Origin of the sequence: Flavihumibacter sp. UBA7668, from assembly GCF_002483205.1 — a bacterium.
Taxonomy (GTDB): domain Bacteria; phylum Bacteroidota; class Bacteroidia; order Chitinophagales; family Chitinophagaceae; genus Flavihumibacter.
The window spans coordinates 733,481-757,548 of record NZ_DLHM01000004.1; the positions used below are offsets into that span (position 1 = coordinate 733,481).

A 24,068-nucleotide genomic window follows, 5' to 3' on the forward strand; every position below is an offset into this window, starting at 1 on the left:
AAAAAATTTATCCTTTGCGGCCTTTTTTAAGGGTTGATTTGGGGGCGGGTTTGGATTTTTGTTCTGCTTCTATTGCGGCGGCTGCTTTTGCTGCTTCAAATGCATTCAGCATGCCACCTGATTTACTGATTTCAGCCAATTCCACTTCTTCATCTGTACCGGGGATTTTAACCGTTGTATCCGGACTAACCGCTGATTTCTCAATAGCTGCCTTTATTTGTTGAGGGGTCAGCGTAGGGTAATAGCTCATCAGAAATGCAGCTACTCCGGCAACTACCGGCGAGGCCATACTGGTTCCCTGCGCATTACCATAGGTATTTCCACCCGGAATAGTAGAGTAAATTTTGGTGCCTGGTGCAAATACATCCACCTCTGATTTTCCATAGTTGGAAAAAGAGGCAGTCAGACTTTTAAAGCCAGGTTCAGCAAGCGGATCGGAACTTGCCCCAACGGTAATCCAGTTGGAAGCCCGATTTTTGTCTTTTATGAACACAGGGTTGGGAAAATTATCAACAGAGTCAACATTTGATGCATCGTTTCCAGCAGCATGAACCAGGAGTACACCTTTTGTTTCAGCATATTTCACGGCTTCATCCACCCAGTTTTTTTCTGGCGAAAAGCTTTTGCCAAAACTCATATTGATCACTTTCGCGCCATTGTCAACGGCATATCGAATGGCTAATGCAATGTCTTTATCGTGTTCATCACCATCCGGAACTGCACGGATCGCCATGATACGAACATTATCAGCGACCCCGTCCACGCCAACATTGTTTTTGCGTTTTGCCGCAATAATGCCGGCAACATGGGTTCCGTGAAATGGTGTATTTGCCATTACATCATTATTGCCATAATAGCGGTCATTGATATCGTTGTAATTATCCCCCACAATAGCTCCGCGATAATCTTCCGGAGCTTTTTCAGCCGCTTCTTTTTTTCGTTCTTCTCCACTTACAAAATCCTGAAAGCCATCCAGAAATTCACCGTTTCCGGTTTCCATCATATTGAAGGCTTTGAGAATATACAACATCCCGGCTTTGGCTTTTTGTCCCTCTGGCGTGGATGGCGCAAATTTCTCGAGGTCTTTACCGGTGTAGGAAGATGTATCCATCGCCATCTTCAGCAAACTGTCATTTTTCAGACTGCTTTCCAATGCACGTTTCAGAAAAACCAGATCTGCTCCACCACCACCGGCATCACCTTCTACTTTCTCTTTAGCTTTTACCCACATATCATACTGGATTTTTTCTTCTTCTGTTAATGTGGAAGAATCAAATCCTTCTGCTCCAAATTTTGCTTTGTATTTATGATATACCCGGGCGCCTTCATAACTGTCCTGTTTTACATTTCGGCCGTCTTTCCCGCCGATGAAATTCCATCCATACACATCATCGATATAACCGTTTTTGTCGTCATCAATTCCGTTACCCGGGATCTCTTTGGGGTTTTTCCAGAGAACGGGTTTCAGGTCTTCGTGCAGGGTATCAATACCACTGTCAATTACAGCCACGATAACGGTTTTACCCGGACGTGCTTTCACAAATTCATAGGCCTGATCCATGCTGATACCATAAAAGCCATCTTTAGCACGATCAGTTAGGTGCCATCCTTTGGGAAGTTCCCTGTTCACATTAACATTCGTTCCCTGTGCCATTGCGTTTCCGAGGCTAAACAAAGCCAGTGCCGCAGTGGCTGGCAAGATTCGTAGAAATTTCATGCAGTGCTTATTTAATTGCTAATACAAAATGACGCAAAAAGGCGGGAATTAGTTCGCCGCTCGCGTAATTTTTGCAAGCTGTTAAGTTGATATAATTAAAAATCAAATGTAATACCCTGAGCCAGAGGTAGTTTGGTTGAATAATTGATGGTATTCGTTTGCCGGCGCATATAGGCTTTCCAGGCATCGGATCCGCTTTCCCGACCACCTCCTGTTTCTTTTTCTCCACCAAAAGCACCACCGATTTCAGCACCGCTGGTTCCAATATTAACATTTGCGATACCACAATCACTTCCGGCAGCACTCAGGAATTGTTCCGCTTCCCGAAGATTCAGGGTCATTATCGAGGAGGAAAGTCCCTGTGGTACACCGTTTTGAAGGGCAATTGCCTCATCGATTGTACTGTACTTCATGATATACAATATTGGGGCAAAGGTTTCATGTTGCACAATGCTGTAATGATTTTCTGCTTCTGCAATACAGGGCTTCACATAACAGCCGCTTTCATAGCCGGCACCTTCCAGCACACCTCCTTCAACGATAAATTGTCCACCTTCTTTTTTACATGCTTCAATAGAATTCAGGTATTGTTCAACTGCAGCTTTATCAATAAGCGGACCAACATGGTTCTGCTGATCCAGCGGATTACCGATTTTCAACTGTTGGTAAGCTTTAATGAGTTTGTTTTTGAAAGCCTCGTAAACCGATTCATGAATGATCAGCCTGCGGGTTGTGGTACATCTTTGTCCGGCTGTTCCAACGGCTCCGAATACAGCACCGATCAGGGTCATATCGAGGTCGGCATCTTTGGATATAATAATCGAATTATTTCCTCCCAATTCCAGGATGGATTTTCCCAATCTGGCGCCAACTGCTGCACCTACAGCTTTTCCCATCCGGGTTGATCCGGTAGCAGAAATCAGCGGGATGCGGGTATCCTTGCTCATCCATTCCCCCAGTTCGCGGCCTCCGTTTACGATGCAGCTAACTCCTTCCGGAACCTGATTTTTTGTGAAAACATCCTGAATAATGTTTTGGCATGCTATGGAACAGAGCGGTGTTTTTTCAGACGCTTTCCAAATACAAACATCGCCGCAAACCCAGGCAAGCATGGCATTCCAGCTCCAAACAGCAACCGGAAAATTGAATGCAGAGATAACACCCACAATGCCCAGCGGATGCCATTGTTCGTACATCCGGTGGCCGGGGCGTTCACTGTGCATGGTAAGTCCGTATAATTGCCTGGATAATCCAACCGCAAAATCGCAGATATCAATCATTTCCTGCACTTCCCCATAACCCTCCTGTAAACTTTTTCCCATTTCGTAGGAAACCAGTTTTCCCAGATTTTCCTTCTGTGCCCTCAACGCTTCGCCTACCTGGCGAACAATTTCTCCACGGCGGGGAGCCGGCCATTGCCGCCATTCCATGAATGCTGCCGAAGCCTGTTGAATGATCGTTTCATAGGCTGCTTTATCAGTTGCCTGAACGGAACCGATCTGTTTTCCGTCTACCGGAGAATAGGAGGGAATTGATTCGCCTGTTGATTGCATCCAGTTTGATCCGGTTGAGGTACCGGGATTGAAATCTTTTAAGCCAAGTGCGTGTAAAAAATCCATTGCAAGCTGTTTTAGCCGGCAAAGTTACTGTTTTCCGCTTCAGGATGGTATCAATAAACAGGCGTCCATCTTCATGGGATACCTTTGTAACTGACAGCTGCCTGCCAGGCCTGGTGACCTGCAACATGCTTTATCCTTGTCTAATCCTTGTGTCTATTTCCTATAAATGCAGTGCTAATCGATTGACACTCAATCGAACGACACAAGGATAAAATGGGATGAAAGATGGTTGGCCCCGGGTATAATTAATACTGCTCCTGCTCGTTTGGAAAGTCGCGGCTTCTGACATCCAGCACATATTGGCCTACTGCATCCACAATTTGCTGGTGCAAATTCAGGTATTTGCGTAAAAAACGCGGGTTGAAATCATTATTGATGCCCAGCATATCATGCATCACCAAAACCTGGCCATCACAGTCATTTCCTGCACCGATGCCAATGGTAGGAATGCTGAGTGAGGCTGAAACCTCCTTTGCCAAAGTAGCCGGAATTTTTTCCAGTACGAGCGCAAAGCAGCCTGCTTCCTGAAGAATTAACGCATCCCGCTTGAGTTTTTCCGCCTCAACCTCCTCTTTCGCTCTTACCGAATAGGTACCGAATTTATAGATCGATTGAGGAGTTAACCCCAAATGGCCCATAACCGGAATACCCGCATTTACAATCCGGCGAATGCTTTCTGCTACTTCTTCACCACCTTCGAGTTTAATGGAATGTCCCCCGGTTTCCTTCATTATTCGGATAGCACTTGCCAGGGCGATATCCGAATTGGATTGATAGGATCCAAAAGGAAGATCAACCACTACAAGAGAGCGGTTAACCCCGCGTACCACACATTGCGCATGGTATATCATCTGTTCCAGTGTGATGGGCACAGTGGTATCATGGCCCGCCATTACATTACTTGCAGAGTCACCTACCAGCAATACATCCACGCCGCTTTCATCAAAAATTCGTGCAAAGGAATAATCGTAAGCAGTCAGCATGGCAATTTTTTCACCTGCTGATTTCATTTTCAGGAGGGTATTGGTGGTTACTTTTTTTACTTCTTTATGAACGGACATGATGGAAAGTTAAAAGTCAAAAGTTAAAAGTGGGAGACCGAAGTTCGGGCATTCAACTCAAAGTTCGGAAGTTGAATTAGAAATTCGTACATATAAAACAATTGTAACTATTTACTGAAAGCAAAGAAATGAATCTTTCTTTTGGTTTACCTAATTTCATATTTAAGGTTAATGCCCAAAATGCAGTACGCCTGTTTCAAGATACTCCATTCAACTTACAAAGAAAAGTAAAATGAAGGTTGGAATTATGCGTTTGTTGGCAGTTTATACTTCAGGTTTATACGGATATATGTTGAAATTTTTTTAAGGTGAAGAATCTTCTTCAGCTGCAACAAAGCCTGTTTTTGTAGACTATATGAATTAGAGTTACTAATTACTTGAATTGTTAACTTTAAATCTCGAAAATGAAAAAGGTGAGTTTTACCGAAAGCCAAATTGTTGCCGCTCTGTAGAAACAGGAAGCGGGTATGATTGTTGAGGACATTGCCCGTGAAATGGGTATCAGCGATGCCACCTTCTATAACTGGAAAGCAAAGTATGGTGGTATGGAAACCAGTGATGTAAAGCGTCTTAAAGAGCTGGAAGCTGAACATGCGGAACTAAAAAAGATGTTTGCGGAACTCTGTATTGAGAACCGGGCCATGAAAAATCTCATAGAAAAAAAATTGTAACGCCTCAGGAGAAAAGGGAAGCGGTTGATTTTCTTCGTGAAGAAGAGCAATTGAGTCTCCGAAAGGCGTGCAAAATTGTAGGCATCCCTCGTACAACCTACAACTACAAGGCAAAACCCAAAGACGATGCTCCGGTGCAGGAAGCATTAACAGCGTTGACAGATAAACACGTTGATATTGGCTTCTGGCAAGCCTATCATCGCATCAGAAATAAAGGACATCAATCGAATCACAAGAAAGTGTACCGGATTTATACCAATATGAAGCTTAATATCCGCCGTAAGACCAAGCGAAGATTACCAGCCAGGATCATGGAAGCGCTTGCTATACCGGCTGCGCCTAATGAAATCTGGAGCATTGATTTTATGAGTGATGCACTGACTGATGGCAGGCGCTTCCGTTTATTGAATGTTATGGATGACTTTAACCGGGAATCCTTGTCTATTGATATTGACACCTCTCTTCCGGCGCGACGTGTTATAAGGGCACTGGAACGCCTGGTTGCAGAAAGAGGGATTCCAACGTGCATCAGGTGCGATAACGGTCCGGAATTTATCAGCTGCCTGCTGCAGGAATGGTGCGAATCCAGAAGCATCCGGTTGCTGTATATTCAACCGGGAAAGCCCACACAGAATGCCTTTGTTGAGCGACAGAATGGAAGCATACGCCGAGGTTTGCTAACTGCCTACTTGTGTTCTCAAGTCTTGCTGAAGTAAGGATCATGGCAGAAGATTTGCGATGGATTACAACCTGGAAAGACCACATAAATCACTGGGCTATTTATCACCGGTCCGATATGCTGAAAAGTATTACCAAAGCCGGGATAATGATCCGATGCTTTATCCACAAGCGGTGACCGAAAATCCTTCACAAATTGAAGGGAACCGCTTCGTGGATAAAGAATTTGAAAAACTAGAAAACTCTAATCCATAGTGGCCCAGTTTTAGGGGAAGCTTACAGTCTAAGACCAGTCAAATTAGCGTAGTCTGAATACTTACTATTAGAAATTTCTATTTGCCCTGGTGTGGATGCATGCATTCTGTCGTCTCTGGTATGTTATATGGTCGTTGCGGCTTTATGCGTTTACTGCCAACTATAGAACCAACAGTATGGATGTTTTCGAATAGTCTTTTAATTTGTGGAGGCTTAAAGTGGATAGTGACAAGCTTCTTACCTGTCCGGATTTTTCAAAATTCATGTTAGAGGTTTCGTGATTTGAGCTGGAATTTTAAGAAGCTATGTCAGGATTTTAAACTGGAGTATAAGAATTTCGTTTTGTTTCTCAACCTATTGAGTCTCCACTTTTAACTTTCTACTTTTGACTTTTGACTTCCTCATAGAGGATATGCACCAACCCGTCCGCTAGTCCTATTTTGGGTACGAAAATCTCTTTTGCATCCGACCACCTCATCACGTTAATGTATATGCTAAGAGCAGGTACAATTACATCGGCCCGGTCTTCTCTGAGGTTGTATAACCGCATGCGTTCCGGAACGCTGAAACTGCTGAGCTCACGGTGATAATCTTTTAATAATTCAAGTGGGAGGGGTTTTCCGTCTTTCTTTTTGGACATGGAAAATACCTTGTTGATATTACCTCCCGATCCTATGCTGGTAATGCCTTTGGCGCCTTTCGTGAATTGCCGGATGCTTTCTTTCATTTCATCCCAATGGGCATCCGTTACCTGGTTTTTCAAGAGACGGATTGTGCCAATATTGAAGGAATGTTTAAAGGCCATTTTACCATCGTTAAAATAGGTTAGCTCCGTACTTCCACCACCTACATCGATATAGAGATAAGCTTGCTCCTTATCCAGGTTTTCTGCAATATGATTTTCGTAAATGAAGGAAGCTTCCTGATCACCGGAGATGATTTCGATTTCTATACCGGTATCTTTTTTTATATGTTCAATAATAGCCGCTCCATTGCTTGCATCCCGCATGGCAGAAGTAGCGCATGCTTTATAATGTTTTACACCATAAACGTCAATCAATGCTCTGTAGGCGCGGATTGTTTTAATAATATGTTCTTCCTTCTGAGGTGAAATAGTCTGATCTTCGAATACATCAAATCCCAAACGAAGCGGAACCCGAACCAGGTTCAGTTTATTAAACCGTTCTTTACCCTGGTCATCCCTAATTACTTCTGTAATAAGCAAACGGGCGGCATTACTTCCAATATCAATAGCGGCTAATTTCAATAGTTAATTTTTTATTCGTCCCTTTACTGTTCAATTGGATTTGGCGTGGAAATCCGGGCAGCTTCATCTGCTACCTGTTGTTTGGATCGCTTCGATTGAAGGTAAATGTATTGTTCCACCTGTGACCTGATTTTTTTTCCTGTACTTCGAACATATTCATTTTGAAGGTGGTTGTCCAGAATACGGGCTTTTACATTATCATTCAATTGAATACTCAACATATTTTTCAATACTTTTCTAATATCGGCATCATAAACCGGACAAGTGATTTCCACCCGGTGATCGAGGTTCCGAACCATCCAGTCGGCCGAAGATATATAAACTTTTTCTTTACCTCCGTTGTGGAAAAGGAAGACCCTGGCGTGTTCCAGGTATTCATCAACAATACTGATGGCCTGTATCGGGGTCTTGAATTTTTTGCTTTCCGAATACATGGAAAATATGCCCCGTACAATTAATTTAACCGGCACTCCTGATCGCGCAGCTTCGTATAATTTTTCAATCAGCATTTCATCTGAAAGTGAATTCATTTTAAGGGTTATGCCACTTGGTTTTTTCTTTTTGGCTGCTCTTATTTCCTGGTTAATGAGTTTGATTAATTCACGTCGGAGGGTACCCGGACAAGGTATCAATGATTTACATCCCTTTAAAATATCAGGGGAGGTTTTATATTTTTCGAGGTACAGAAATACTCTGTTGATGTCCGCCATGATACCGCGATGAGCAGTCAGCAGGCAATGATCGCCATAGATTTTTGCCGTGCTTTCATTCAAGTTTCCGGTACTGACAAAGCCATATTGAATGGTTCGGTTATTGACTCTTTTACGGATGATACAACATTTCGCATGTACTTTCATGTTAGGAATTCCAATCAGCACACGCACACCTTCTTCTTCCAGTTTTTCTTTCCATTCCAGATTGGCTTCTTCTTCGAATCTTGCCCGAAGTTCCATCATCACGGTTACTTCTTTTCCATTTCGAACAGCATTAATTAAAGCATTGATGATTTTGGAATTGCTGGCGAGTCGATAGGCTGTAATTTTGATAGATACAACATCCTTATCTATAGCCGCTTCCCGCAAAATATCAATAACCGGATTGAAGGAATGATAAGGGAAATGCAACATGATATCCTGATCCAGAATAACATCGGTAACTCTGGAAGTTCCTGCCAGTAAGGGATGCTGAAAGGGTTTTTTTCGGGAAGATTTTTTACTGAATACATCGGGGAAGTCCATAAAATGCCTGAAATTATGGATTCGCCCACCCGGAATAAGGTTATCCTTGCTGGTAAGATTCAATCTTCGCATCAGGAATTCGAGCAATGCAGCGTCCATTTCCTTTTCGTACACAAATCGAACCGGTTTTCCTTTACGGCGGTTTTTAACTCCCTTTTCAATTTTCTGAATGATGGTGGTGGAAACATCGTTATCGATATCGATTTCTGCATCCTTGGTTAGTTTGAAAATCCAGGACTCGAATTTTTCATAACCGAAATAGGAAAAAATGGAGGGCAGGTTAAACCTGATTATATCTTCCAGCAGAATAATATGCTTTTCTCCTTCGGGTGATGGTAACTGAATAAAACGGCCAACAGCTTTTGCAGGGATTTCAATCAGGGAATATTTACGGGAGAAATCTGCAGATTTCCGACTCATCAAAACGGCCAGGTAAAGGGATTTGTCTCGCAAATAGGGGAGTTGCGGAATCTGTTCAATCATGAGCGGGATGGTATTGACCCGTACTTCCTCTTCAAAAAATTGTTTTACAAAGAGTTTCTGTTCCCGGCTGAGCTGTTTTTCATTGATAAGGAAGATCTTTTCTTTTTTAAGATCACCTAACAACATTTCCCAGATCCGGTTGAATTCGTGTTGCTGGCGAAGAACCCGGATCATGATTTCCTCCAGAATTTTTTCCGGGGAGGCTTCCAGGTGCATATTAATCTTAACTTTTTTGCCGCCGAATTCGATCATCCTTTTCAGGGTTGCTACCCGTACACGGAAGAATTCATCCATATTATTGGAAAATATTCCGAGAAATTTGATGCGTTCTCTTAAGGGCACACTGGGGTCTGCCGCTTCCTGTAATACTCTAGCGTTAAAGGACAACCAGGTAATATCTCTGGCAATTGTTTTTCTTTTACCATCCATATCTGTCATTATCAGCCATTTATACCCCAAAGTTGGGACTCTGGCAGAAGTGCTCAAATTAAGGAATTGTTAGGATTCACCCGTCGGGTTTACCTGACGGGTGGTGGCTAGGAGTATCCGCTGGGTTGGTGGGTTAAGCGGCGTGGGGTGTTTTTTTTTAGTTTTTCCTTTTTACTTTTGATTTTCTAATTAATTCCAGCTACCTTTGCCGTCCTAAATTTTGACAGTCATGGCTAGAGTATGTCAGGTTACGGGTAAGACGCCGATCACTGGTCACCGCGTTTCTCACTCGAATATTAAGACAAAGCGTAGATTTTTACCGAATCTGTTGACAAAGCGCTTTTATATTGCAGAAGAAGATAAGTGGATCACTTTGAAGTTGTCTGCAGAAGGGTTGCGTACCATCAACAAAAATGGTTTGTACGCTGTAGTGAAGGATTTAAGAGCGAAAGGAGCTAAAATCTAATTTGCGAACGTTCGCCATCCAGGTGGTGATCATTATAAAATGCATTTAAAATGGCAAAGAAAGGTAACAGAGTTCAGGTGATTATGGAATGTACCGAGCATAAGACCAGCGGTCAGCCGGGTACCAGCCGTTATATCACGAACAAGAACAAGAAAAATACTCCTGAGCGTCTGGAGTTGAAAAAGTACAATCCGATTCTGAAGAAAGTGACTGTACATAAAGAAATTAAATAAGGCGCGTTAACCTGATTTACAAATTTTCTAATTTAACATACCATGGCAAAAGCAGCAAAAACCGCGATCAAGACCAAAGACCAGAAAGCAGCAGCTGAGGCTAAAAACTGGACTAAAGTGATCAAGGCTGTTCGCAGTCCGAAGACCGGTGCCTATACTTTTAAAGAGGCCATCGTTCACAAAGAGAAGATCAAAGATTTCTTGGGCGAAAAATAATTTTGGAATCGGAAAAATTCCTACTGAGCTGTTCTGGTTGACCGGAACAGCTTTTTGTGTTTTAAGAATCTGCGAAAAAAGGCAGAATGTCCAGTCGGCAAAGAAACCTAGTTGGTAGCATATAGGCGATACCGTAATTTGCATCCTTATTCTGCTGGCCGTTTTAACCATTGAATCGTTTCAATATGGGATTTTTTGATAAGATATTTGGAAAGAAAGAAAAGGAGTCGCTCGACCAGGGTTTGCAAAAAACCAAGGACAGTTTTCTCAGCAAGCTTACCAAGGCCGTAGCCGGGAAGAGTACAGTTGACGAAGAAGTACTGGATAATCTGGAAGAAGCCCTGGTAAGTGCGGATGTGGGAGTGGATACGACGGTTCAATTGATAGACAGGATCGAAAAGCGGGTTGCAAAGGATAAATACCTGAATACCTCGGAACTGAACCGGATCCTTCAGGAAGAAATTCGCGGAATCCTGGTAGATGCGCCGGAGGCTAATACCTATTCTTTCCAGTCAGAGTTGCCATCCAAACCATATGTCATGTTAGTGGTTGGAGTTAATGGTGTTGGAAAAACTACTACAATAGGAAAACTGGCTTATAATTTTAAAAAAGCGGGTAAATCGGTTTTACTGGGTGCAGCCGATACTTTTCGTGCGGCAGCAGTAGATCAGCTGACCATCTGGAGTGAGCGAACCGGTGTACCGATTGTAAAGCAGGATATGGGGTCCGATCCGGCAGCAGTTGCATTTGATACAGTTCAAAGTGGTGTTGCCAGAGGGGTGGATGTTATCATAATAGATACAGCCGGACGCTTACACAACAAAGCCCATTTGATGGATGAGCTTGGAAAGATTCGACGGGTGGTTCAAAAGGTTATTCCCGATGCGCCGCATGAAGTCTTACTGGTGCTGGATGGTTCCACGGGTCAAAATGCGCTTGAACAGGCCCGGCATTTCACGGCAACCACCGATGTTACCGCATTGGCCATCACCAAACTGGATGGAACTGCCAAAGGCGGAGTTGTTTTGGCAATCGCCAATCAGTTTAAGATCCCGGTTAAATTTATTGGTGTAGGTGAAAAAATGGAAGACCTGCTGGTCTTCGATAAACACGAATTTGTTGATAGTCTTCTAAAGACGTCAGACAGGAGTTAGAACACTGTTAGAACGGTGTTAGAGAGGTGTCAGACAGGTGTTCCAACACCTGTCTGACACCTAAACGGTAAAACAAACAACATGAAAGTCAGAAGTCTGAAAAAGGATAAGGTGAATATTATTACACTGGGTTGTAGTAAAAATATGGTGGATAGTGAGGTGCTGAGTGGTCAGCTTCTTGCCAATGATATTGCTGTGGTACATGAAAATGCAAAACTCGACCATAATATTGTTGTTGTTAACACTTGCGGATTTATCGATAAAGCAAAAGAAGAATCCATCAATACCATCCTTGATCAGGTTGCCCTGAAACAAAAAGGTAAACTGGATAAAGTTTATGTAACCGGCTGCCTCAGTCACCGGTACAGAACAGATCTTGAAAAAGAAATCCCGGAAGTAGATGCCTGGTTTGGTACCATGGAACTCCCCTTGATCCTCAAAGAACTGGAAGCCGATTATAAAGCAGAATTGCTTGGTGAAAGAATGCTTGCTACCCCCAAACATTATGCGTACCTGAAAATTTCAGAAGGCTGTAACCGTACCTGCTCTTTTTGTGCCATCCCTTTAATGAGAGGCGCTCATGTCAGCCGGCCAATAGAAGATCTGGTAAAAGAAGCGGAGGGATTGGTAAAGAAAGGCGTAAAAGAAGTTATGCTCATCGCACAGGAACTGACCTATTATGGCCTGGATCTTTACAAAAAAAGACAATTACCCGAACTGCTGAATCAACTTGCCAAAGTATCCGGACTTGAATGGATTCGCCTGCATTATGCCTATCCTTCCAAATTTCCAATCGAAATCCTGGATGCCATCAATGCCAACCCCAATGTTTGCAATTATATTGATATGCCACTTCAACATGCTTCCAATAATATGTTAAAAGCTATGAAGCGGCAGATTACTAGAGAGGAAATGGAAGCACTTATTGGTGCAATAAGGGAAAAATCTCCCGGTATCTGTATCCGTACCACCCTTATCACAGGCTTCCCTGGCGAAACCCGCGAAGATGTGGAGGAGCTAAAAGATTTTCTTCGCCGGATGCGCTTCGACCGGGTAGGAATTTTCACCTATTCCCACGAAGAAAACACCACAGCCTATGAACTGGAAGATACTATCCCGGCTGAAGAAAAAGAAGCAAGGGCACAGGAAATAATGGAAGTTCAGCAGGAAATCAGCCTGGAAAAAAACCAGGAAAAAATAGGACATATTTTTAAGGTAATAGTTGATAAAAAGGAAGCAGGTCGTTATCTTGGAAGAACCGAATTTGACAGCGTGGAAGTGGACAATGAAGTTGTAATCAATACAGACAGAAAACTGGAACCAGGGCAATTCGTTCAGGTAAAAATCACGAAGGCCTATGATTACGACCTGGAAGGAGATCTGATAACCGAATGGAGCCAAATTGAGTCATATAATCAAACCAGGAAAACATAACCAAACGAGCATGAAAAAAATCGCCATTGTAACTGCACTAATTGCAGTTAGTGTTTCTTTAACCGCTTTTGTTCAGAATCCAAAGGAAGCCAGCATCAAGCGGGGCAAGGAGGTATATGAAAATAATTGTCAAAGTTGTCATCAGGAAAACGGAGAAGGTATTGATGGCAGTTTTCCTCCACTGGCAAAATCGGATTACCTGTTGAAGGATCCCAAAAAAGCCATCACCGTTATTCTAAAAGGACTCAACGAAGAAATTAAAGTGAATGGTAAAGTGTATAGTATGATGATGCCGGAACAATCCTATCTCTCAGACGAAGAAATTGCGGACGTTACCAATTATATCCTCAACTCCTGGGGAAATAAATCAAAAGCAGTATTTACTCCCGCTCAGGTAAAAGCAGCCCGTAAATAAATTAGCAGGTACTGTCAAAATGAATAAATAAAAAGCCGGATCAACTGATCCGGCTTTTTAAATTCAAGCCTCCGGCAAATTCGAAAGCGAGAAAGGCAGTTTTCGGATACGCTTTCCCGTCAGATCAAAGATCGCATTGCATAAAGCAGGCGCCAATGGTGGCAGCGTAGGCTCACCAACACCACCTGCTTTCTCCTCATTCTCCATTATAATCACTTCGATTTCCGGCGTTTCGGGTAGTCGTGGTAATTTATACTGATGGAAGTTAGTTTCAACTGCCTTTCCATCTTTAAAATTGGTGGCATGAACAGTAGCCGCACCCAAGGCCATAATAATACTTCCTTCTACCTGCTGACGGATAATAGTCGGATTCACGTACCAGCCGCAATCAATTACCACGGTCACTTTATCGATTGATATTCCATTATCACCCTTGCGCGAAACCTGTACCACTTCTCCAATGATTGATCCAAAACATTCTGCAAACGCCACGCCGTATCCTTTGCTGCGCTTATCCCAGGCCGTTACCTCTTTTACCTTATCAATAAGTTTATGGTAACGATCGTGATCACCACCAATATGGGATTTCCTGAAAGCCAGTGGATCCTTGCCGGCTGTCGCCGCCATCTCATCCCAGAAACTTTCAAATGCAAAGGAATTGGTGGATGAATAAACCGATCTCCACCACATCACAGGAACCGGCGATTCTGTTGGCAGATCAGCAAACCGGTAGTTTGGAATGCTTTCAAAAAAAGGTTCCAACCAGCCTTCGGTTGTGCTCCGGTTATAATCCATTTTATCCGGATTCGGGGTCCACTGGTGATCCATATTCTGTCCGGATAACTTTATTTCCAAAGCATTAACCCGATCTCCCTGCAAAACTGCTTTGCAACCATATACCGCACCCGGACGAAAAGGTCCCTGTGTCATATCATCTTCCCTTGTCCAGATCACCTGAACCGGTGCTTTTATCGCTTTTGAAATCAATACAGCTTCCATTGGATAATCTGTAAAGGCTTTACGACCAAATCCTCCACCCAGAAAAGTCATAGTAACTTCCACTTTTTCGGGTGCTAATTTAAATCGCCCTGCTATATCAGATTGGATCCAGTCCGGCCCCTGTATCGGCCCCCATACCTGAATCTTATCATCTGTATAAAGTGCCGTACAATTCAGTGGTTCCATGGCACTGTGACTCTCATAGGGGGTTTCATAAACCAGGTCAAGTTTCTTTTCCGCTTTATCAAAAAAACGAACCGGATCTCCCAATGCTTTTTGCGTCAATCCGGGTTTTGCCAGATCATCGCGCATCCGTTTAAACAGAGATTCCGTACTTACTTTTTCAAAGCCAGTATCATCCCATTCTATTTCCAGTAATTTTCGTGCTTTCAACGCAGCCCAGGTATTGTCAGCAATCACGGCAATCCCCTCCCGAATCCCTGAAAAAACCGGCATTTCAACTTTTATGACATCAATCACCCCTTTAACAGCGCGTGCCTTTTTATCATTGAACGATTTCACCTTACCATGGAAACGCGGATTTCTTTCTACCACCGCATATTTCATTCCCGGTAAGGTAAAGTCAATGCCAAAAACAGCCTTTCCATTGATCTTGTCCGGGTTGTCCAATCGCGGCAAAGCTTTCCCAATAAATTTATATTCCTTTCGCGCTTTTAATGGAACAATTGCCGGCGGTACCAGGGTAGCTGCTTTCTCAACCAATTCACCATATCCTGCTTTTTTTCCGCTGGGGCGATGATAAACCACCCCTTCGGAAGCATAACATTCGCTGGCTACAACTTTCCAGTTGGAAGCTGCGGCTGCAATTAACATTTCCCTTGCGGAAGCGCCGGCGTTCAATAAGGACTTAAAAGATCCCCGAACGGTTGAACTCCCGCCGGTTATCTGACTTCCGTATTTGGATGGATGTCCCTGTGCAAATTCTACTTTTACTTTTGCAAGATCAACCTCCAGTTCTTCGGCCACAATCTGCGGAATACTTTGATAGGCTCCCTGGCCCATTTCTGCCCGATGACTAAAAATGGTGACCAATCCCGAGCTGTCAATCCGAACCCAGGCAGTTAGATCAATCCCGGCAGCAGCAGCCTGTTCACCGCTTAAAATAACCGGCTTCCCATTGCCCAGCGCAGGCATAAAATAGCCGATGGTAAGTGCCGCGCTGGTCATACCTGATAACCGGATGAAATTCCTTCTGCTTAAAGAAGAGGATCGATCACTCATAGAATGAAATTTTATATAGATAGATTGTCCTGAAAAGGTACTGATTCTATTCAACTATTCCTCACCGTTCATCCCGCATGTTTCAATGCCTCCCGACGGGCAAGTCCGGATAATCCAATCGTTTCCACAAATTCTTCTACTTGTTCAGGGGAAGTGCGGTGGTATTGCCGAAGGGACCATCCAATGGCTTTTTGCACAAAAAATTCTTTTTTATGCTGCAGGGCACGGACAGCTGAAAACAGGAAATCGACATCAGTTTTATTTTTATAATTAAGCTGAAAAATCAGGGCTGTTCGATTTTGCCAGATATTATCTGACTTTACCCATTCTTTCATAACAGCTCGATTTGTTTCCTCTGCTAGCCAGGTTCCTACTAGTTTGCTGGCTATAAAATCTACCGAATCCCACCATGCTTTATCCGTTACCAATTGGAGAAAATAAGTGCCGGAATAAGTATTCCATTTTTTCCTGTTTGCATACAACAATTCCATCGCTATATACTGGTACTCGCGTTCCGGGAGGAGCCAGAGCTGTTTAGCCATTTCCAAAACAGCCTCCATGGTAAGCTGTTTTGATTCTATAAGAAATGGTTTTGATAATTCTTTTCGTAGGGGTTGTGAAATACCTAAATAAACAAAGCGGTTTTTCATATAGGCTGCCATCGGTCCTGCTTTTGCAGGATCTCGGTTAAATTCCATAGCTTCTGTCAATTCTTTATACAAGGTGGCCCAATTCTTAATTCCATTTCTTGTTGACATACCCGGTTAATTTCATCAAATGAAATAAATATCTATGTGTTTTAGCTTATTTCAAGGCAAAATGGAAATAAGCAGCCCAAAGTTGCGTTATATTACCAGCGATAAAACCCGGTTGATGAAAAAAATCCAATTCCCTTTGCTGCTTTTAATAGCAGTTTTGTTTGCTTTGCCCGGCTTTTCCCAGCATCAATGGAAGCATGGTCGATTAAAAGTGAGTGCCGATGCCCATTTTCTCGAAACAACGAATGGCCGTCCTTTTTTCTGGCTGGCGGATACCGGTTGGGAATTGTTCCATCGGCTGAGTTTTGAGGAAATTATTCAATATCTAAACGATCGTCATAAAAAAGGGTTCAATGTCATTCAGGCAGTAATTCTTGCAGAGCAGGATGGATTGACCAAAACCAATCGCTATAATGCGCTGCCCCTCCACCAGAACGACCCCTTAAAACCCAATCCAAAGTATTTCCAACTGATTGATACCACTATCCGGATGGCAGCGGAAATTGATATGTTTGTTGCCCTTCTACCGACCTGGGGCGATAAAGTATCAAAGGAGTGGGGTAAAGGGCCTGTTATTTTCAACGAGCGAAACGCCTATCTCTATGGAAAGTGGCTGGGTAACCGCTATCGCAATGATGAAAATATTATCTGGATGCTGGGCGGCGATCGCAAGCCGGTAAAAGACTCCAGCGACTTCAAACCTATCTGGCGGGCCATGGCTCGCGGAATCCAGGAAGCTACCGATTATAAAGCCTTTATCACTTACCATATTTCCGGTGGTGAATCCACTTCCAAATACCTGCACAAAGAAAGCTGGCTGAATATGAATACCGTACAAAGCGGACATGGCAGCGGCCATGATGTTCCGGTTTGGAAATGGATTGAGCGCGATTTTAACCTGCCCTCGCCAAAACCTGTGCTGGATGCAGAGCCCAATTACGAAGACCACCCGGTGGATCCCTGGCCCAAATGGGATGAAAAAAAAGGTTATTTCACCGACTATGATGTTCGTAAACAAAGTTACCGCTCCGTTTTTGCAGGCGGATGCGGTATAACCTATGGTCATCACGGTGTTTGGCAGTTTTACAGCGAACGGTATGAACCGATCACCTATGCCGACTGGAGCTGGACTGCCGGACTCGATCGTCCCGGTTCATTTCAGGTTGGATTTCTGCGTAAACTAATTGAATCCCGCCCATACCTGGGAAGAGTATATGATCCGAAAATGGTGGTGGAAGGCCAGAGTGCAAAGCCATCGGAATTTATCACCGCCTTTCGGGGTAAGGATAATGATTTCGCCATGATTTATATGCCGGTTGGCAAAACCATCAAAGTGGATACCCGGTTTATGAAAAGTTCGGATGTAAAGATCTGGTTCGTGGATCCAAGAATAGGTCATGTGGTTCGTGGAATTTCAACCTATCGTAAAGATGTGATTGAAATCAAGCCACCTACGCTTGGAATTGGGCAGGACTGGATTATTGTACTTGATAATCCGGATTCACAATACCGTCCTCCTACGGAGTAAGTGAAGTTTTTGGCTGACGAACAAAATAAAATACAACAAAGGTTGAACCTATGAAATAAAGGGCAATTAATATTGGAATCAGGGGAGAGAGTGCACCTGCTCCAAACCAGTCACCCTGTTTATAAAGTAAAACCAGGCCCATTAGATTTTTTATTATTTCCCAATAAATGGCATCCCGGTTATTGTCCATCAATTCAGTGAATGCATAGACCATCAGGAATATGAAAAGTCCGTATATAAAAATACCGGGTGAACCTATCTGTGCTATATAACCGAAAAGATAACTGATAAAGAGCAGGCAAAGTAAAATCTGAAACCAGCTCCACCATTGCAATTCTTTTGATACAACCGGATTGTATTTTTCAAAGTGATAGGGATCTTCAATTTTATAAACCGGATATTTTTCCTCGACATCTTTTGGGCGCCATCCGGTGGGCATAAGCCAGATCCGGAATTTATCTTTCAAGTCCTGCGTCCGCCAGGCATCCTGTATCAGTAACCAGAGATGCATGAAGTTTATTTTAATCGGATTCCAGGTATGTACAGGACGGGTAATGCCATATACAGGAGGAACCGATTCCAGTTCTTCCTGATAGGTGCCGAATAACTTATCCCAGAAGATAAAAATCTGTCCGTAATTTTTATCAAGGTATTGAGGATTCAGGGCATGATGAACCCGGTGATGAGAAGGTGTGACAATAATTTTTTCCAGCCATCCCATTTTATTGATGTGTTGGGTATGGTACCAGAATTGTGCAAATAAATGTAAGGGGGCAACAATGGTGATCACTTTTTCAGGTACGCCAAAAACAGCAGCGGGCAATAAAAAAATCGTAAAAAGTTTTACAATCGAAGAGATACTTTGGCGAAGAGCACAAGCCAGATTAAATTCCTCACTGCTGTGATGAATGATATGGTTATTCCAGAAAAAATTATACTCATGTGCAATACGGTGTACCCAGTATCCGGCAAGGTCAAGGGCAATAAAAGCAATCAGATAGGTGAGCCATCCATCCGGAACTTTAAAAATCGCAAGATGCTGCACCAGCCAGCCATAACTGATGATAGCGATACTTAGTCCCAATACATCTTTTGTAACATTTGTTATTCCAGAACTAAGACTGGCAATCATATCCATGTTGCGTACGGTATCCTTTCCTTTCCTCCAGCCATACCATTTTTCAAAAAGTACCAGTAGCAGGAAAATGGGCATGGCAATGAGAAGAATCCTTCCATAGGTTTCCATGACAAACAGCGTTTCTATAAATTTACTGCTTTCCGGGCTGATTTATTCAAACCGCATTTATGTACTTTCGTTTCTAGTAATTTTCTATGAAAGCGATCATTATAGGCGGTGGAATAGTTGGTTTAAGTTCGGCTTTGTACCTGAAAAATTCAGGGTGGGAGGTTATTGTTATCGATCGGAATGATCTTACAGATAACTGCAGTTATGGAAATGCAGGCTATGTTTGTCCCTCGCATTTTGTACCACTTGCAACCCCCGGCATTATAAAACAGGGCTTGAAATGGATGTGGAACAGCCGCAGCCCGTTTTACGTGCAACCAAGGCTGAGTCGTTCGCTTATTGACTGGGGACTTCGTTTTATGCAATCGGCTACTCCTGAAAAAGTGAAAAAGGCGGCTATTCCTTTGCGCGATATCGGTTTGTTGAGCCAGCAGTCTTACCTCTCCTGGTTATCGATTCCGGGTATCGAGCTTTCCTATGAACACAAAGGCCTGATGGAATATTTTCAAACACCGGAGAAAGAGGACCATGCCCATCATTTTTGTGCGGATGCGCTTGAGCTTGGATTAGATGCAAAAATATTATCCTATGATGAGGTGCAGGCGTTGGAACCCCAAACCCGCCTTGCTATTAAAGGTGCGCTCTGGTTTAAATGTGATGCCCATGTGTATCCCAATAAGGTCATGACAAGCCTGCAACAGCACCTTAGAACAATAGGTGTTGAATTCAGGACAAAGGAAACGGTAACTGGGTTTGAAAAGAAAGCCGGTCAAATTTCGAAGGTTCTTACCAATAAGGGGGCATATGAGGCAGATACTGTGGTTCTGTCATCCGGTAGCTGGAGCAGGGAACTGGCAGCGCAGCTAGGACTCCGTTTGCCACTGGTAGGTGGACGCGGATATTCGATTACGCTGGAAGATTCGCCCAATAAACTGAATCATCCTGCGGTTTTGATGGAAGGTCGGGTAGCCCTGACGCCAATGGATGGCAATAAAATTCGTTTTGGGGGAACCATGGAAATCACCTCCCTGAACCAGCCACCTCGTCTGAAAAGAGTAGAGGGAATTCTGAACGCGGTACAGCGATATTTTCCTGATTTTAAATTGCCTGCCGTGAAAGATGCCAATGTATGGTCGGGATTCCGTCCCTGTTCTGCAGACGGGCTTCCTTATATTGGTCGCAGTTCCAAATGGAATAACCTTTTGATAGCAACCGGACATGCGATGGTTGGGATGAGTTTGGGTGCTGGAACCGGACAATTAATCAGTGAACTGGCAAATGAACAACCCGTATCCATGGATTTAAGTCCCTTTCATCCTGAACGGTTTGGATAAATGCCGGCTGCAGAATCCTAACAAGGATTTATAACTTTATTCGATGGAGATTGTTCTTACAGGTTAGAACTTCGCCACTCTATTACAAGTGATTTGAAAACAATGAGCAATTCAATCAGTCCGCTTCGTTCCGCCAGTGTAGTTCCCTATGCTTCAACGGGTTTTTTCAATGAAATCGTGCTGGATTATATCAGCGGAAAGGAAACACTGCAGCCATTTTACGAGCATCCTGTTTCCTGGGAAGGATTGGAAGCTGCCATGCGGAAAAGGGATAAAGCACCTGTGAATCGAACAGTTCTGGTTCAGGCGCTGGAAAATCAATATAGGGCTGCCGGACTGGATGCGGATGAAAAGGTGACTGCATCCATAGAGCTATTAAAGAAGACAACCACTTATACCGTCTGTACAGCACATCAACCAAATATTTTTACGGGTTACCTGTACTTTGTTTATAAAATTTTACATGCCATCCGACTTGCTGAAGAATTGAAAGTAAAGCAACCTTCGGCAGATTTTGTTCCGGTTTTTTATATGGGAAGTGAAGATGCAGACCTCGACGAACTGGGCAAGATTTTCCTAAGTGGCGATAAACTGATCTGGAATACCAAACAAACAGGAGCAGTAGGCAGGATGAAAACAAAGGGGCTTGAACCTATTTTAAACAGAATACAGGGAGAACTCTCGGTATTGCCTTTTGGGGAAGAGCTAATTCAGCTATTGAAGAAAGCCTACCTGGAAAGTCCGGATATTCAGACAGCAACCTTCAAACTGGTACATGAACTATTCAAAGCATACGGACTGGTCGTTTTAATTGCAGATCAACCGGAACTCAAGAGGTTGATGTTGCCGGTATTTGAAGAGGACCTTTTTTCGCATACTCCCTCGGCAATTGTAACGGAAACGAATAAACGCCTGTCAGCCGGTTATAAAGTACAGGCCAATCCACGTGAGATAAATCTTTTTTATCTGGAAGATGGAATTCGTAACAGGATTGAAAAACAGGGCGATGGATTTTCTGTGGTAGATACCTCGCTTAAGTTTTCATCAGCAGAATTAAGGACGGAACTAAATGCGCATCCTGAGAGATTTAGTCCGAATGTGATTTTACGGGGGTTGTATCAGGAAACTATTCTGCCAAATATTGCCTTTATTGGGGGAGGAGGAGAACTGGCTTATTGGCTGGAATTGAAAGATCTGTTTTATCACTATAAGGTTCCGTATCCGGTACAGGTGGTTCGGAATTCATTTTTACTTGTTACGCATAAAACGCTTGGAAAAATTGAAAGGCTGGAATTGGAGCCGGTTGATTTTTTTCAATCGGCTGAGCAACTGCTGAATGAACTGGTTAAACGCGATAGTTCAGTGCAGGTACATTTAACCAATGAAATAAGGGATACTGCCTCGTTCTACCAGCATTTGCAAAAATTGGCCGGTAGTATTGATACAACTCTTCATCCCCATGTTGCTGCATTGGAAAAGCGGATGTTGAAACAATTGGGAGAATTAGAGAAAAAAATGTTGCGTGCGGAAAAGCGGAAGTTCAGCGATCAGTCGAGGCAATTGAAATTGATCCGCAGCAGCTTATTTCCGAACAATTCCTTACAGGAAAGAGTGGAAAACTTTCTTCCATACTATGCCCAATATGGACCGGCATTTATTGAAAAAATGCACCGTGAATCAACCGCTATCGATCAGCAATTCATCATCAGCATCCTCTAACCAAATCTTACATATCAAACCGGTTTGGTTGTCCGCCTGCTTTCAGTTTTTCAACCTTTGTAAGCACTTCATCTTCTAAACGAACTTTATAGGCTGCAACTTTTTCACCAATTGTCGACTCAAATGCTCCAATAATTGTTGCGGCAAGTATGCCTGCGTTTTTGGCCGCATTCAGTGCAACTGTTGCAACAGGTATTCCATTGGGCATTTGCAGGATGGATAAAACAGAATCCCATCCATCTATGGAATTGGATGATTTTATTGGAACTCCAATTACAGGTAATGAAGTAATGGATGCCACCATGCCAGGTAAATGAGCAGCCCCGCCGGCACCTGCAATAATTATTTTGAGGCCTCTTTCTTTCGCATGTTGAGCATATTGAACCATTCTAAGCGGGGTCCGATGGGCAGAAACCACTGTCAATTCAAAGCTTATTCCGAATTCGGTTAATAGATCGGCAGCGGCCTGCATGATGGGGAGATCAGAATCAGACCCCATTATTATACCTACCTGTGGAGCACTTGTAATATTCATGATGCTTGGGAAAGTTGATTAGACCGCAAAGAACCGGAATTTCTAGTAATCGGACATGCCTTTTAAGCGCATTAATTCAATTTCTGCCAGTTTTGCATTGTAGCGGGCAGCGATGAGCCGGTCATAGCCATCTGCCAGACTTATCTGAGCTTCCCTTAATTCAAGATAGGTACTCACACCCTGCTTGAAACGTTCCAGCGCAATGAACACATTTTCTTTTGCCAACAGTATATTGTCCTCTTCCAGTGTCAGGTTTTTCTTTTGCAGTTCATAGTCCCTAAAGGCATTATTAATCTGCACATCCAGCAGGGTGCGGGTATTATCAAGGAGCAATTCTTGTTGTAAAACACTAATTCTGGCCTGTTGCTGGAGACGTTTCGCATTCAGTCCGTTTAATATGGGCAGGGTTAAACTGAAGCCATAATTGAATCCCAGGTTTCGGTTAAAGAGCGGAGTGAAATTATTGATAACAGCCTGGTTGGTCAGGCGGTTCAAATTATATGCAGAGTTAAAGCTAAGAACAGGGAATCGGTCGCCAATCCGTTCTTTCAAAACCAGCTTTGCAATGTCAATGTTTTTTCTGGCAATCAGTAATTGTGGACTCTGATTATCCAGATCAGTACGAATTTCATCAAGGGTCATATCATTCCGGATGGGAATCGAGTCCAATACTTCATAAGTTGCATTTTTATCAAAGCCAATTAGCTGGTTGAGTTGTTCCTTTAGCTGTTCAATCAGTGTGTTCTGTTGGTATTGGGAGGCTGTAAATGCATTCAGGTCAACTTTTGCCTGTAATAATTCCGGTTTGGCACCCAGGCCCACACTCAACTTTTTATCGGCCAGTTTTACTCTTTCCTCGCTGATGCTTTTTTGCTCCAAAATAGCTTTCAACTGTTGTTTTTGCCGAACGATATTGTAATAATTGCTAATCACCGCCGCCGTTGTATTAACAACCTGATTTCTCAAATTAAGGATGCCCAGTTTTTCCAATTCTGCAACCCGATCGCGGGTGGCAAACATTTTGAAACCATCAAACAGGGTCAGGTTCAAATTGAGTGAAGCCTGAAGGGTGCTGGAACGTAGTCCCGATGTATCGCGTTTGGATCCATTTGCCAGTTCCTGCTTTTGTGCATTGGTATTCCAAACCTTGGTGGCTGTTCCATTCAGGCGGGGTAGAAATGCAGCCCAGGCATACTCATTATCCAATGCAAAGGAGCTGGAATCGTTTTTGGCGAGACGGATATCATAGTTATTTCGCAATGCCAGGTCCACAGCAGCTTCCACACTCAATACCTGCTGGGCAGAACTACTGAGGCCGGATAAGCAGATCAAAAAACAACAAACTATGTAGCGTATCATAAAAACATACAT

Annotated in this window: 18 protein-coding genes and 2 pseudogenes; 10 read left to right on the plus strand and 10 right to left on the minus strand. The window is 43.3% G+C overall.

Annotated elements, in window-relative coordinates; all coding sequences use genetic code 11:
- Window positions 1–7: 7 nt before the first annotated feature.
- From B2746_RS11125 to panB, 3 genes are all read right to left on the minus strand, one after another.
- Window positions 8–1,717, minus strand: a complete 1,710-nt coding sequence (locus B2746_RS11125; protein ID WP_290793581.1) for a S8 family peptidase — start codon at window positions 1,715–1,717, stop codon at window positions 8–10.
- A 95-nt stretch (window positions 1,718–1,812) separates the two neighbouring features.
- A complete protein-coding gene (locus B2746_RS11130) occupies window positions 1,813–3,336 on the minus strand; it encodes an aldehyde dehydrogenase family protein (protein WP_290793584.1) in 1,524 nt (507 codons plus the stop codon).
- A gap of 245 nt (window positions 3,337–3,581) precedes the next feature.
- On the minus strand, window positions 3,582–4,397 hold the full coding sequence (panB, locus tag B2746_RS11135; RefSeq protein ID WP_290793587.1) for a 3-methyl-2-oxobutanoate hydroxymethyltransferase: 816 nt from the start codon (window positions 4,395–4,397) through the stop codon (window positions 3,582–3,584).
- 404 nt (window positions 4,398–4,801) lie between these two features.
- Here panB and B2746_RS11140 point away from each other — a divergent pair.
- Window positions 4,802–5,875: pseudogene (locus tag B2746_RS11140) on the plus strand (IS3 family transposase); the annotation flags it as partial.
- A gap of 505 nt (window positions 5,876–6,380) precedes the next feature.
- On the opposite strand, the gene B2746_RS11145 reads toward B2746_RS11140, so the two are convergent.
- Complete coding sequence (locus B2746_RS11145) at window positions 6,381–7,268, minus strand: exopolyphosphatase (RefSeq protein WP_290793590.1); 888 nt, start codon at window positions 7,266–7,268, stop codon at window positions 6,381–6,383.
- 23 nt (window positions 7,269–7,291) lie between these two features.
- Window positions 7,292–9,427, minus strand: coding sequence for a polyphosphate kinase 1 (gene ppk1 / locus B2746_RS11150; RefSeq protein ID WP_290793593.1), 2,136 nt, complete (start codon window positions 9,425–9,427; stop codon window positions 7,292–7,294).
- A 220-nt stretch (window positions 9,428–9,647) separates the two neighbouring features.
- Here ppk1 and rpmB point away from each other — a divergent pair, with 220 nt between their 5' ends.
- The 6 genes from rpmB (at window position 9,648) to B2746_RS11180 (ending at window position 13,336) form a co-directional block, all read left to right on the plus strand.
- Window positions 9,648–9,884 (plus strand): 50S ribosomal protein L28, encoded by a 237-nt coding sequence (rpmB, locus tag B2746_RS11155; protein WP_150846893.1) that lies wholly within the window; start codon window positions 9,648–9,650, stop codon window positions 9,882–9,884.
- Between the two features lie 50 nt (window positions 9,885–9,934).
- The gene (gene rpmG, locus B2746_RS11160; protein WP_290711592.1) at window positions 9,935–10,117 is read left to right on the plus strand and encodes a 50S ribosomal protein L33; all 183 of its coding nucleotides are present in this window, start codon (window positions 9,935–9,937) and stop codon (window positions 10,115–10,117) included.
- Between the two features lie 42 nt (window positions 10,118–10,159).
- On the plus strand, window positions 10,160–10,333 hold the full coding sequence (locus B2746_RS11165; protein ID WP_290793596.1) for a DUF4295 family protein: 174 nt from the start codon (window positions 10,160–10,162) through the stop codon (window positions 10,331–10,333).
- A gap of 185 nt (window positions 10,334–10,518) precedes the next feature.
- Entirely contained in the window at window positions 10,519–11,487 is a 969-nt protein-coding gene (gene ftsY, locus B2746_RS11170; protein WP_290793599.1) for a signal recognition particle-docking protein FtsY, read from the plus strand.
- A gap of 81 nt (window positions 11,488–11,568) precedes the next feature.
- Window positions 11,569–12,921: a 30S ribosomal protein S12 methylthiotransferase RimO gene (gene rimO / locus B2746_RS11175; protein ID WP_290793602.1), complete on the plus strand. Its 1,353-nt coding sequence runs from the start codon at window positions 11,569–11,571 to the stop codon at window positions 12,919–12,921.
- A 10-nt stretch (window positions 12,922–12,931) separates the two neighbouring features.
- Window positions 12,932–13,336, plus strand: a complete 405-nt coding sequence (locus B2746_RS11180; protein WP_290793604.1) for a c-type cytochrome — start codon at window positions 12,932–12,934, stop codon at window positions 13,334–13,336.
- A gap of 63 nt (window positions 13,337–13,399) precedes the next feature.
- Here the strand turns inward: B2746_RS11180 and B2746_RS11185 are convergent, their stop codons facing one another.
- Together B2746_RS11185 and B2746_RS11190 are read right to left on the minus strand one after the other, a co-directional pair.
- Complete coding sequence (locus tag B2746_RS11185) at window positions 13,400–15,577, minus strand: xanthine dehydrogenase family protein molybdopterin-binding subunit (RefSeq protein WP_290793607.1); 2,178 nt, start codon at window positions 15,575–15,577, stop codon at window positions 13,400–13,402.
- 68 nt (window positions 15,578–15,645) lie between these two features.
- Entirely contained in the window at window positions 15,646–16,335 is a 690-nt protein-coding gene (locus B2746_RS11190) for a DNA alkylation repair protein (RefSeq protein WP_290793609.1), read from the minus strand.
- 115 nt (window positions 16,336–16,450) lie between these two features.
- On the opposite strand from B2746_RS11190, the gene B2746_RS11195 reads away from it, so the two are divergent.
- Window positions 16,451–17,863, plus strand: a complete 1,413-nt coding sequence (locus B2746_RS11195) for a DUF4038 domain-containing protein (protein ID WP_290793611.1) — start codon at window positions 16,451–16,453, stop codon at window positions 17,861–17,863.
- A 607-nt stretch (window positions 17,864–18,470) separates the two neighbouring features.
- On the opposite strand, the pseudogene B2746_RS22840 reads toward B2746_RS11195, so the two are convergent.
- Window positions 18,471–19,109, minus strand: a pseudogene (locus tag B2746_RS22840) (sterol desaturase family protein); the annotation flags it as partial.
- A gap of 86 nt (window positions 19,110–19,195) precedes the next feature.
- Between B2746_RS22840 and B2746_RS11205 the strand changes: the two are divergent.
- Together B2746_RS11205 and bshC are read left to right on the plus strand one after the other, a co-directional pair.
- The gene (locus tag B2746_RS11205) at window positions 19,196–20,443 is read left to right on the plus strand and encodes an NAD(P)/FAD-dependent oxidoreductase (RefSeq protein WP_290793616.1); all 1,248 of its coding nucleotides are present in this window, start codon (window positions 19,196–19,198) and stop codon (window positions 20,441–20,443) included.
- A 102-nt stretch (window positions 20,444–20,545) separates the two neighbouring features.
- Entirely contained in the window at window positions 20,546–22,162 is a 1,617-nt protein-coding gene (gene bshC, locus B2746_RS11210; protein WP_290793619.1) for a bacillithiol biosynthesis cysteine-adding enzyme BshC, read from the plus strand.
- Between the two features lie 7 nt (window positions 22,163–22,169).
- Here bshC and purE read toward each other — a convergent pair whose 3' ends face one another.
- On the minus strand, window positions 22,170–22,697 hold the full coding sequence (gene purE, locus B2746_RS11215) for a 5-(carboxyamino)imidazole ribonucleotide mutase (protein WP_290793622.1): 528 nt from the start codon (window positions 22,695–22,697) through the stop codon (window positions 22,170–22,172).
- A gap of 42 nt (window positions 22,698–22,739) precedes the next feature.
- Window positions 22,740–24,056, minus strand: a complete 1,317-nt coding sequence (locus B2746_RS11220; RefSeq protein ID WP_290793625.1) for a TolC family protein — start codon at window positions 24,054–24,056, stop codon at window positions 22,740–22,742.
- Window positions 24,057–24,068: the final 12 nt, after the last annotated feature.